10 protein-coding genes are annotated in these 12918 nt (G+C 31.0%); 9 read left to right on the top strand and 1 reads right to left on the bottom strand.

All coding sequences use genetic code 11. From position 1 onward, the window contains the following. Positions 1-25: 25 nt before the first annotated feature. On the top strand, positions 26-589 hold the full coding sequence (locus WAO56_RS06490) for a DUF1697 domain-containing protein (RefSeq protein ID WP_422143253.1): 564 nt from the start codon (positions 26-28) through the stop codon (positions 587-589). Positions 590-610: 21 nt separating this feature from the next. Here WAO56_RS06490 and WAO56_RS06485 read toward each other — a convergent pair whose 3' ends face one another. Further along, entirely contained in the window at positions 611-3352 is a 2742-nt protein-coding gene (locus tag WAO56_RS06485; RefSeq protein WP_422143254.1) for a cation-translocating P-type ATPase, read from the bottom strand. Positions 3353-3674: 322 nt separating this feature from the next. On the opposite strand from WAO56_RS06485, the gene WAO56_RS06480 reads away from it, so the two are divergent. From WAO56_RS06480 to WAO56_RS06445, 8 genes are all read left to right on the top strand, one after another. Beyond that, positions 3675-5057, top strand: a complete 1383-nt coding sequence (locus tag WAO56_RS06480; RefSeq protein WP_422143255.1) for an NCS2 family permease — start codon at positions 3675-3677, stop codon at positions 5055-5057. A 250-nt stretch (positions 5058-5307) separates the two neighbouring features. Further along, the gene (locus tag WAO56_RS06475; RefSeq protein WP_422143256.1) at positions 5308-6939 is read left to right on the top strand and encodes a glutathione ABC transporter substrate-binding protein; all 1632 of its coding nucleotides are present in this window, start codon (positions 5308-5310) and stop codon (positions 6937-6939) included. Positions 6940-7008: 69 nt separating this feature from the next. Then, entirely contained in the window at positions 7009-7929 is a 921-nt protein-coding gene (locus WAO56_RS06470) for an ABC transporter permease (protein WP_422143257.1), read from the top strand. 10 nt (positions 7930-7939) lie between these two features. After that, positions 7940-8827 (top strand): ABC transporter permease, encoded by an 888-nt coding sequence (locus WAO56_RS06465; protein WP_422143258.1) that lies wholly within the window; start codon positions 7940-7942, stop codon positions 8825-8827. A 9-nt stretch (positions 8828-8836) separates the two neighbouring features. Next, a complete protein-coding gene (locus tag WAO56_RS06460) occupies positions 8837-9844 on the top strand; it encodes an ABC transporter ATP-binding protein (protein ID WP_422143259.1) in 1008 nt (335 codons plus the stop codon). Next, on the top strand, positions 9834-10823 hold the full coding sequence (locus tag WAO56_RS06455; protein ID WP_422143260.1) for an ABC transporter ATP-binding protein: 990 nt from the start codon (positions 9834-9836) through the stop codon (positions 10821-10823). The genes WAO56_RS06460 and WAO56_RS06455 overlap by 11 nt, the downstream gene beginning before the upstream one ends. After that, positions 10816-12135 carry an alpha-L-fucosidase gene (locus WAO56_RS06450; RefSeq protein WP_422143261.1) on the top strand — a complete coding sequence of 440 codons (1320 nt, stop codon included), beginning with the start codon at positions 10816-10818 and terminating at the stop codon, positions 12133-12135. Before WAO56_RS06455 ends, WAO56_RS06450 begins: the two co-directional genes overlap by 8 nt. Before the next feature lie 2 nt (positions 12136-12137). After that, positions 12138-12905 (top strand): DeoR/GlpR family DNA-binding transcription regulator, encoded by a 768-nt coding sequence (locus WAO56_RS06445; protein WP_422143262.1) that lies wholly within the window; start codon positions 12138-12140, stop codon positions 12903-12905. The last annotated feature ends 13 nt before the right edge of the window (positions 12906-12918 follow it).

Raw genomic sequence — 12918 nt, 5'->3', positions numbered from 1 at the left:
TTTAAATTTAGAAAGTGAGCAGGATATGAAAATATATACTTGTTTAATCAGGGCTATAAATGTAGGTGGTAAAAATAAAATAGAAATGAGAAAATTAAAAGAAGTTTTTACAGACTTAGGATTTAAAAATGTAATAACTTTAGGAAATACCGGAGTTGTTATTTTTAAATCAGATGAAAAAGTAAATACAGAAAATATAGAAAGTAAATTAATAGAAATATTTGAAATAGATTTAAAGATTATTATTCTCAGCAATGAAAAAATAGAAAACTTAGTGAAAAATAGACCTGTATGGTGGAATAAAAATAAAGAATATCTACATAATATAATTTTTGTGTTGGATAATTATAAAATAGAAGATATAGTTAAAGATTTACAGCCTTTAAATGAAGAGGTAGATAGAATAGAAGTAGTAGATAATGTTATTTTTTGGACTTCAATATATAGGGATGGAAGATTATATAGTAGGAGTTTATATGCAAAACTAGCTAAAAGTAAAGGATATGAATATACTAGCTTAAGAAATGGAAATACTTTTTCTAAGATTTACGAAAAAATGGAAAGCATGAAAAAAATGTGTGAATTTTAATTCACACATTTTTAAGTTTAATTATTTTTTCTTTCTCTTAATTACCTTCCAAACTTCTCCCATGACAAACGGTAGGAAGGACAATGGTAATATTAAGGCCCAATCCCTTAAACCTAGAGAGTAGGTATCAAATAAGTCATGTAATTGTGGAACATAAATAACAATTAAAGTTATTATAAAGGAGAAAGTAACTCCTTGAACAAGTCTTTTATTTGTAGTTAGTCCCAATTCAAATACTGTATATTTTGTACTTCTTACAGAGAAGGATCTTAAAAGTTCAGCCATTATTAAGGTAACAAAGGCAATTGATCTAGGCTCCCTTAACTGTATATCCAGTGCTGCTTCCATTGCTTTTCCACCAGCATGTAATTCTCTCCAGCCTTCTGCATATAATTCTAAGGATATATAGTAAGCTGCAAGAACAGAAACTGTTATAGCAATAGACTGAACAGCTATTGAAATTACTAATTCTTTATCTATAATCGGTTCTGTAGGGTCCCTAGGATCTTGTTCCATTATATCCTTCTCACCTTGTTCAACTCCTAGAGCTAAGGCAGGGAAAAGGTCAGTTACTAGGTTTAACCAAAGTAATTGAACTGCTAATAATGGAGTAGGCCAGTTAAATATTATAGCTAAAAATATTACCAGTACTTCACCTACATTACAGCTAAGTAGGAAGGAAACGAACTTTTTAATATTTGAATAAATAATTCTACCTTCTTCTACAGCATGAACAATTGTAGCGAAGTTGTCATCTGTTAAAATAACATCAGAAGTATTTTTGGCAACATCTGTACCTGTAATACCCATTGCAATACCAATATCTGCCTTTTTAATAGCCGGTGCGTCATTTACACCATCACCAGTCATAGCGGTTATCTCTCCATTTTCCTTTAAGGCCGTTACAATTTGTACCTTGTTTTCAGGAGAAACCCTGGCAAATACGGTTTTTTCCCTAACAACTTGCCTAATTTCCTCTTCAGACATAGTGTTAAGTTCCTTACCCATTATAGCTTGGTCTTCTCTTTCAGCAATACCTAAATCCTTAGCTATTGCTAAAGCTGTTTCTAAATAGTCTCCCGTAATCATAACAGGTATAATACCAGCAGTTTTACATTCTTTTATTGCATCTTTTACTTCCGGTCTTGCAGGGTCAATCATACCAGCAAGTCCTACAAATATCATTTCATTTTCAATATTTTCTGAATCAATATTAGTTGGTAGACTATCATGAGTTTTAAAAGCTAGGGCTAAAACCCTTAAGGCTTGTCTAGCGAATTTTATATTTTGCTCAAATAGATTTTGTTTTGTAACCTCATCTAAATCTTTAATCTTACCGTTAATTAATATTTTAGTACACTTGTCAATAATAATATCAGGAGCACCTTTTGTGAAAGAAACAACTTTTTTATCTATAAATTTATCATGGAAGGTTGTCATCATTTTTCTAGTAGAATCAAAAGGAATTTCTTCTATTCTAGGGTACATTTCATTAGCTGATTCTCTAGTAATATTTAATTTACCAGCTAAGGTTAAAAGAGAGCCTTCAGTTGGATCGCCTGCTAATGAATAAACTCCATTTTCTTCAATAAGTCTAGCATCATTAGTTAAAGCACCAATATTTAAGAAAGTATATAGACTTCCTGAATTATTTTCATCTATTTTTTCTCCATCAATTAAAAGTTCACCTTTAGGTTCATAACCTGTTCCAGTTATTTCAATTTCCTTATTATCTACATAGGCTTTAACAACAGTCATTTCATTTTGAGTTAAAGTACCAGTTTTATCGGAACATATATAGGTAGTTGTTCCTAGAGTTTCAACAGCTAGTAGTTTTTTTACAATGGCATTTTTTTCAGCCATTCTTGTCATTCCTAGGGAAAGTACTATAGTAACTATAGCAGGTAATCCTTCAGGAATTGCAGCTACAGCTAATGAAACTGAAGTTAATAACATTTTCACAGGTTGATGTTTATATAGTAAACCAGTAACAAAGACAACAGCACAAACAACAACGACAATAATTCCTAAAACTTTACTAAGTTGAGCAAGTTTCTTTTGTAAAGGTGTTTGCTCATCATCAAAAGATTGAATCCTAGTTGCTATTTTTCCAATTTCAGTTTCTTTACCAGTTCCAATTACTACACCTTTACCTCTACCATAGGAAACAATAGTAGAACTAAAGGACATATTATCCCTGTCACCAATTTCAACAACATCATCAAAAGTAATTTCTGCATCTTTTTCAACAGGAACGGATTCTCCAGTTAAAGAAGCTTCTTCGATTTTTAAGTTGGAGCTTTCAATAAGTCTTAAATCTGCCGGAACAATATCTCCTGTTTCTAACTCAACAATGTCTCCAGGAACAAGTTCAGAGGAAGGAATATTTACAAATTCACCATCTCTATAAACAGTAGCATTGGGAGAAGCCATTTTTTGTAAAGCCTCAATAGCCTGTTCTGCCTTTCCCTCTTGATAAATACTAAGTAAAGCATTAGCAATAACTATAAGCATAATGAGTATTGCATCGGAAACCTCTTTTAATATAATTGACAATACAGCAGCAATAAGAAGAATTAGAATCATAGGATCTAAAAACTGTTCTGCTAGTTTTGCCCAGATGGTTTTTCTTTTACCTTCTTCTAAAGCATTAGGACCGTATTTTTCAAGTCTTGACTTTGCTTCACTAGAGCTTAAACCTTGAGAATAATTTGAATTTAATTCTTGTTCAATTTCCTCAGGTTTTTTATTATACCACTCCATTTAATACCTCCTTTAAAATTTGGGTTGGAAGCTTAATAAAAAAAGACCTTTGCTTTCACTATAATGAAGGCAAAGGTCTTGCTACCACTTTGGGTGTTTAACCGGGAAAATTCCTAGTGAAGATTCCGTATTGACGATTAAACTTTTATAGCTACTCCCCTTAATAACAAAAATTATAACTTAAAAAAAATAATAAATCAAGGAATAGTATTATTAAATTCATATTAGTATTTAAAATTTAATAATATGTTAACTTGCTACATATAATTATAAAATATATAATAAAAGTAAGGGAAAATAGTTTTAAAGAAAGAAGGGATGTATGGAAAGTTTAGAAAGATTTTTTAAATTAAAAGAGAGAAATACCAATGTAAGAACAGAAATTATAGCTGGTATAACAACATTTGTTACTATGGCCTACATATTACCGGTAAATATGAATATACTTTCTGAATCTGGACTAGATTCAGGTGCTGTATTTATGGCAACTGCCCTTTCAGCTGTTATAGGTACAATGCTAATGGGATTATTTGCCGGTTTACCTTTTGCTCAAGCACCTGGAATGGGTTTAAATGCATTTTTCGCCTATACAGTTGTATTAACTATGGGCTATGAACCATCTTTTGCACTAGCAGCTGTTTTAGTAGAAGGAATTATTTTTATTTTGCTTAGTGTTACAAATGTAAGAACAAAACTAATGGAAGCAATTCCAAAACAGTTACGTTTGGCTATATCAGCAGGTATTGGATTATTTATAATGTTTATAGGTTTTCAAAATGCAAATATTATAGTTGGTGACCCTGCAACATTAGTAGCAGTTAATCCTAATTTAACAGAAGCGGCAACAGCATTAGCTATTATAGGTCTTGCTATTACTATTATTTTATGGATTAAAAAAGTAAAGGGTTCCTTATTAATAGGAATATTTGCTACATGGATTTTAGGTATGCTAGCTCAAGTAAGCGGTTGGTATCAAGTAAATCCAGATGCAGGATTATTCTCACTATTTCCATCAGGAGTAGTAAGTTTACCACCAAGTATAGCCCCAACATTTGGACTGTGTTTTACAGGTTTGAAAACAGCTTTTTCAAGTCCTGAAAATGTATTACAGTTTGTTATGGTAATACTAACATTTTTATATGTAGACATATTTGACACCTTAGGAACTTTTGCCGGAGTAGCAACAAAGGCTAAATTAGTTGATGAAGATGGCAACTTCCCAGGTGCAGGACGTGCCTTTACATCAGATGCTATAGCTACAACTTGTGGAGCTATTTTAGGAACTTCAACTGTAACTACTTTCGTTGAGTCTGCATCAGGAGTAGAAGAAGGCGGTAGAACTGGATTAACTGCAGTAGTTACTGCAATACTATTTTTACTAGCTATACCATTTTTCCCAATTATTGGTGCTATACCAGGGTTTGCAACAGCTCCTGCCTTAATAATGGTAGGTATTATGATGTGTGAGCCTATGAGAGATTTTGAATGGGATAAAGCAGATGTAATAATCCCAGGAGTATTTGCTATTATATTTATGGTTGTTGGATATTCAATTTCTGCAGGTATAATGTGGGGAGTTATGTCCTACTTATTAGTTAAAGTTGTACAAGGAGAAGCTAATAAACCAGGAATAGTAATGTGGATACTTGGCGTATTATTTATTATAAAACTATTTATTTTCCCTATAATTGAAAATTTAATGTAAATAAGAAAGAAGTAAACAATAAAGAGTAAGATTGTTTTTTTAAAACAGTCCTACTCTTTATTATTTTATAATATGAGAACTAATAAAATCGGTAGAAATATAAAAATAAATTATTGACTAATATGAATCAATAATTTATTTGAATAAAACAATACAAAACAATTGACAATAATAATATTCATATAGTATAATCAAATCAACATAAGAAAACGATTTTATGTTTAAATTATTACATATTTAGGAGGAAATTATGAAGTTTAAAAAGAAGTTAGTTTTTGTTTTACTAGCTAGTTTACTTGTATTAGGTTTAACTGCTTGTGGAAACAAAGATAATGGAAAGAAAACTACAGATAGTGGAGATGGTAATTTAAAAACAGCATCTAATAGTGATGCGAAATCACCGGATAATGATTTAGTAATAGCTATAGAAGGAAGTATAAATTCAATGGATCCAGCAAATATAGGAGATACTAACTCTATAGCAACAACAAGAGGAATATTTGAAAATCTTGTTAAATTTGATGAAAATCAAAAAATGGTTAGTCAATTAGCTAAATCATGGGAAATATCAGAAGATTCTTTAACCTATACATTTAAATTAAATGAAGGTATAAAATTCCATGATGGTACAGATTTTAATGCTGAAGCTGTAAAAGCAAATTATGAAAGAGTTATAAATAAAGATAATGAATTACGTCAAAGACGTACATTTGTTGAAACTAAAGATGATGGTACAGAAAATTTTAGAGTAGAAAGTTTAGAAACACCAGATGATTATACAATAGTATTTAAGTTAACAGAACCTTGGTCACCATTCTTAAATAGATTAAGCCAATTCTGTATAGTAAGTCCAAAGGCTATTGAAGAATTTGGGAATGATATAATGAATAATCCAGTAGGAACAGGTCCGTTTAAATTTGTAGAATGGGAGCAAGGAAGTCATACTAAAATGGTAAAAAATGAAGATTATTGGGGAGAAAAACCAGGTGTGGATTCTGTAACTGTAAAAGAAGTAGGAGAAGCTGGTTCAAGAACTGCAATGTTACAAACAGGAGAAGCTGATTTTGTTTACCCAATGACTTCAGATCAATTAGCAGCAGTTGAAGATTCAGAGGATATTAATATATTAAAGAACGATTCTAACATTATGAGATTTGTCGCTTTAAATAAATTAATACCAGAATTAAGCGATGTAAGAGTTAGACAGGCTATGAATTATGCAATAGACAAAGAGGCATTTGTTCAACTTATGTATTCAGGATATGCAAAACCTGCAACTTCAGCAGTTCCTTCTATAATTGAAGGTTATGTAGAACAAGATGGATATGAGTATAATTTAGAAAAAGCTAAAGAGTTAATGAAGGAAGCCGGATACGAAGACGGTTTTAAATTAACTATTTGGGGAGATAATACGACTCAAGAAATTAAAGGAATGACATTTGTTAAGCAACAGTTAGAACAAATAGGAATAGAAGTTGAAGTATTACCAATGGAAGAAGCAACAAGAAATGACAAAATATATGTTGAAAAAGAAGAAGCTGAAGTAAATATGTGGTATGTTAACTGGTCAGCATCAGATTTTACAATGGATAGTTCAATGAGAGCGTTGTTATACAGTACAATGATACCTCCAACAAATGCAAACTCTGCATATTTCCAAAATGAAGAATTTGATAAATTACTAGATGAAGGATTAAAAACTGCTGATACAGAAAAACAAAGCGAATTATATGCAAAAGCACAAAAAATAGTATGGGATGAGGCACCTTGGTTATTTTTAGGAAATGATCAAATAATTTATGCAACAAAATCATATCTTTCTGGAGTTTATGTAGCACCAGATGGAGCGTTTAATTTTGCAAATGCAGAATTAGCACAATAATAGAAGATTGCCATCTAATTAATCCAGTATATAGGAAATTAGATGGCTTTTTATTTTTAGGAGGTAATAATGTTACGTTATAGTATAAAAAGAATTTTAAGTATTATCCCTTTATTATTAGTAATATCTTTTCTAATCTTTATGTTTGTACATATGATTCCTGGAGATCCAGCAAAAATGATTACTGGACCAGATGCCACTAAAGCTGAAGTGGAATTAGTACGTGAACAATTAGGGTTAAATAAACCATTACTAACCCAATACAAAGAATATATGACAGGTTTAGTAAAAGGTGATTTAGGAATGTCTGTTAAAAATAATAAGACAGTAGCAGATACAATAATACCAAGATTAAAACCAACTATTATGCTTACAATTTCATCAATGATATGGGCAACAATTATAGGAATAGGAATAGGGATAGTTTCAGCAATAAAACATGGAAAGACTCTAGACTATATTGGTATGATAATAGCTATTTCAGGAATATCTATACCAGGATTCTGGTTAGGTCTTCAACTTATTCAAAAATTTTCAGTTGTTCTTGGTTGGTTTCCAACAGGTGGTCTTGAAAGTTGGCAAAGTTATGTTCTACCATCATTAACAATGGGAGCTGGAATTATGGCTGTTTTAGCAAGATTTACAAGATCATCAATGTTAGAGACAATGAGAGAAGGTTACATAAGAACAGCAAGAGCAAAAGGACTTAGTGAAAAATTTGTAGTAATGAAACATGCATTTAGAAATTCATTAATAGAGATTATTACAGTTGCTGGGCTACAAATAGGAGGGTTATTATCTGGATCTGTAATGGCAGAAACAGTTTTTTCTATTCCAGGACTAGGTAGATTATTAGTTGATTCAATTAACTTTAGGGATTATAAGGTAGTTCAAGCACTACTATTATTCTTTGCATTAGAATATATTGTTATAAATTTAGTAGTTGATTTATTATATGGTGTAATAAATCCTAAAGTTAGATACGATTAGGAGGATTCTTATGTCTGAAAATAGAAATGTAATATTATCTGAAAACGAATTACCTAAACCAAAAAGCAAAACCAAGGAATTCATTAAGAAGTTTTTAAGAAGAAAAACAGCGGTTATTTCTTTTTGTGTAATAATCTTTTTGTTTTTAATTGCAATTTTTGGTGAATATATAGCTCCTTTTAATGCATCTGAAGCTGATTATGCAAATATATTACAAGGACCAAGTGCTAAACATATATTTGGAACAGATGAATTTGGTAGAGATGTGTTTAGTAGACTTGTAACAGGAACGAGATTATCTTTATCGAGTGCATTAATAGCAACTGTTATAGGAACTGCTTTAGGAGTAATATTAGGACTTATAGCCGGATTTTATGGTGGTTTAATAGATGGATTTATAATGAGATGTTGTGATGTTTTATTTTCATTTCCGGATATTTTATTGGCAATAGCAGTTGTAGCAATAATTGGACCAGGAATGATAAATGTAATGATAGCAGTAGCAGTTTTTACAGTACCATCTTTTGCTAGAATAGTTAGGAGTGCAGTTATTTCAGTAAAAGGACAAACTTATGTAGAAGTAGCAAGATCAATAGGTTGTTCTAATGGAAGAATTTTGTTTGTTCATATTTTTCCGGGAACCATACAATCTTTAATAGTAAATTTTACTATGAGAATAGGTACTGCAATATTAGCAGCATCATCTTTGAGTTTCTTGGGATTTGGTGCAAATGTAACAGAACCTGATTGGGGAGCTATGTTGTCTCAAGGAAGAAATTATTTAAACACCGCTCCACATATTGTACTATTTCCGGGTTTAATAATATTTGTTACTGTTTTAGCCTTTAACCTATTAGGTGATGGCTTAAGAGATACTTTAGATCCAAAAATGAACTAGGAGGCTAAAATGGGAAAATTATTAGAAGTAAAAAATTTAAGTACGGAATTTAAAAAAGATAAAACATGGACAAGAGCAGTAGATAAAGTTTCATTTCATATAGATAGTGGAGAAATATTAGGATTAGTTGGAGAGTCCGGCTGTGGTAAATCTGTAACATCTTTGTCTATTATGAGATTGCTTGACAAAGATACCAGTAGAAATCCCGAAGGTGAAGTTTTAATGGAAGGAAGGGATATTTTAAAGCTAGATACTAAGGAACTGATGAAAATTAGAGGCAGTGAAATATCTATGATCTTTCAAGAACCGATGAATTCATTAAATCCAAGTATGAGAGTTGAAAAACAACTTACAGAAGCAATACTTCTTCATAATGATATTTCTAAAGAAGAAGCTCAAAAAATAGCTTTTGATTCTTTGGAACTTGTAGGTATTCCTGACCCTAATGTAACTTTAAAAAGCTATCCACACCAATTGTCAGGTGGTATGAGTCAAAGGGTTATGATAGCTATGGCTATGTCATGTAATCCTAAAATATTAATAGCTGATGAACCAACAACAGCTTTAGATGTTACTATTCAAGCACAGATTCTCGAATTAATGGAACAAATTAGAAAAGAAAAAGATATGGGGATACTTATGATTACTCATGATTTAGGAGTAGTAGCAGAAATGTGCTCCAGAGTAATTGTAATGTATGCCGGAAGAATAGTTGAAGAAGCACCTGTAAAAGATCTATTTAAAAATCCATTACATCCTTACACTCAAGGATTAATAGCCTCAGTACCAATTTTACGTAGTGGAATAAAAAGATTAAATTCAATACCGGGAAATGTTCCGGATTTATCAATGTTACCTAAAGGTTGTAAATTTGCACCAAGATGTAAATACGTTATGGATATTTGTAGAGAACAAGAACCTGAACTAGAGAATATTGAAGGTAATCCAGAAAGAAGATGTAGATGTTATTTAGTTAGTAAATCAAATAGAAAGGAAGAAGTTAAAAATGGCAAATAAATTAGTTACCGTTAAAAATGTATCTAAAACATTTGCAGTAAACAAGGGATTATTTGGTAAGAAAAAATTTGTTCATGCTGTAAATGATGTTTCATTTGATATTTTTGCTGGTGAAACTTTTTCTTTAGTAGGAGAATCCGGATGTGGAAAATCTACAACAGGAAGATTAATTAATCATTTAGTTTCTCCTGATAGTGGTGAAATAATATTTGATGGAAAAAATATATCAAATATTAAAGAAAAGGAAATGAGAAGTTTAAGATCTGAAATACAAATGATATTTCAAGATCCATATGGTTCTTTAAACCCTAGAATGAAAATCCAAGATTTAATAGGAGAACCTCTTTTAGTTCATACTAACATGTCCAGTGGAGAAAGATTAAAAAAGGTACATGAATTATTGGAAGTAGTTGGGCTTAGTCCATTACATGGAGAAAGATATCCTCATGAGTTTTCAGGAGGTCAAAGACAAAGAATAGGAATAGCTAGAGCTTTAACAGTAAGACCAAAATTAATAATAGCTGACGAGCCGGTATCGGCATTAGATGTTTCTATACAAGCTCAGGTTTTAAATTTAATGCAGGATCTTCAAAAGGAATATGATTTAACATACCTATTCATTTCTCATGACCTAAGTGTAGTAGAGATGATATCAGATCGTATTGCAGTAATGTACTTAGGAACTATTGTAGAAATAGCCTCAAAAGATAATTTGTACGACCGTCCAACCCATCCTTATACAAGAGCTTTATTGTCAGCAGTTCCAATACCTGATCCTGAGCAAAAACGAAAAAGAATTGTTATAAAAGGAGATATTCCAAGTCCAACAAAGCTACCATCAGGTTGTTTGTTTAGAACTAGATGTCCTTATGCAACTGATAAATGTAAAAATGAAAAACCTGAATATATAGAAATAGAAAAGGGACATTTTGTAAGGTGTCATTATGCAAGGGAAATGGAGGAAAAGTTTAATGTATAAATTTAATAGAGAAGAATATAATAAGAGAATGTCCTGGTATGTAGATGCTAGATTTGGAATGTTTATACATTGGGGTCTTTATGCTATTCCTGCAAGAGGTGAATGGGGAAGAAGTTATGAAGAATTATCTAACGAGGATTATCAAAAATATTTTGACGAATTTAATCCTGTAGATTATAATCCAAAAGCTTGGGCAAAAGCAGCAAAAGATGCAGGAATGAAATATGTAGTTTTAACTGCGAAGCACCATGATGGTTTTTGTTTATTTGATAGTAAATATACTGAATATAAATCAACAAACACTAAACTTGGAAGGGATATAGTTAAGGATTTTGTTGAAGCAGTAAGAGCAGAAGGATTGAAAGTCGGATTATATTTTACCTTAATAGATTGGTATCATAATGATTATCCCTCATTAAATGATAGAATTCATCCTATGAGAAATAATGAAGAATATAATAAAAGAGAAATAGATTTTGACAATTACTTAGACTATATGCATAAACAAGTGGAGGAAATTTGTACAAATTATGGAAAATTAGATTTGTTATGGTTTGATTTCTCCTATGATAATATGCGAGGAGAAGTTTGGCGTGGAACAGAATTAATGAATATGGTTAGAAAATTACAACCAGATGTAATAATAGATAATAGATTGGAAGTAAGTGGAGAAGGGTATGGTTCACTAGCAGAAGGAAACCCTACACCATATCATGGAGATTTTGTAACTCCGGAACAAATGATTCCACCAAATGGTATTCAAGATGTAAACGGGGAAGACTTAGTATGGGAAGCTTGTGTTACAATGAATAATAATTGGGGATATCATGCTACAGATAAATTCTATAAACCGGCAGATATGCTTATAAAAAAATTAGTAGAATGTGTATCTAAAGGTGGAAACATGATTTTAAACGTTGGTCCTGATGCAAGGGGGAATATTCCGAAAGAATCAATGGAAAGATTGGAAATAATTGGAAATTGGATGAAGGATAATGGTGAAAGTATATACGGATGTGGGAAATCTTCAATTGAAAAACCAGATTATGGAAGAGTAACACAAAAAGGAAATAAAGTATATTTTCATATTTACGAAAATTCAATAGGTCCATTACCTTTAATTGGTATTAAACATGAAGAGGTAGATTTTATAAAATATTTATATTCAGGAGCAGAAGTACCAATATCTACAAGCTGGGTTCATAGCGATTATCCTAATATTGTATTTGCCAATCTAGGTGAAAACCCTATATTACCGGATAATATAGATACAGTATTAGAAGTGACCTTAAAAAACGAAAGAGTTGATTAATTATGTTTGCTGAAGAAAGGCATGCAGAAATTGAAAAAATATTAAAAAAAGAAGGAAAAGTAAAAGTAAAAGAATTAAGTAATATTTTTTCAGTAACTGATGACTGTATAAGAAAAGACTTAAAAGTTTTAGAAAATGATGGTAAATTAAGAAGAACTTATGGTGGAGCAATATTGTCTAAAGATTATCCCTTACAAAGAGAAGTAGTAGATAGAAAAATGTACCATGTTGCTCAAAAAGAACGTATAGCTAAAAAAGCTTTTGAATACATAAAGGAAAATGAAACAATATTTCTAGATATTTCAACAACTAATATTTTATTAGCCAGATTATTGGCAGAGAGTAATAAAAAAATCTTAGTTGTAAGTAATATGATAGATATATTGCAAACATTAGTAAAAAATCCTTTAATTACAGCTGTAGGAACTGGTGGAACAATGCATTCAAAAGTAAATGGTTTTATGGGAGCCTTAACAATAGAATATATTGGCGATTATAGTTTTGACAAGGCTTTTTTAGGAACTTGTGGAATAGACATTAGAGATAGTACCTTTACTACTTTAGGGGCCGAGGATGGTCTTACTAAAAAAGCAATAATAAATAATAGTCGTCATAAATACGTTATGATAGAAAATGAAAAATTTTATTTTAACGAATCCTATAAATATGCACATTTTGATGATATTAATGGTATTTTTACAGACAAAAAACCGGAAAAATCAATAGAAAATCTATTTTTAGCATCTGATGTTCAAATTTATCATCTTTAAATAAATTAGTGGA

Source organism: Miniphocaeibacter sp. (genome assembly GCF_049276255.1).
Lineage (GTDB): Bacteria > Bacillota > Clostridia > Tissierellales > Peptoniphilaceae > Miniphocaeibacter.
This window is presented reverse-complemented; position numbering and strand designations above follow the sequence as displayed.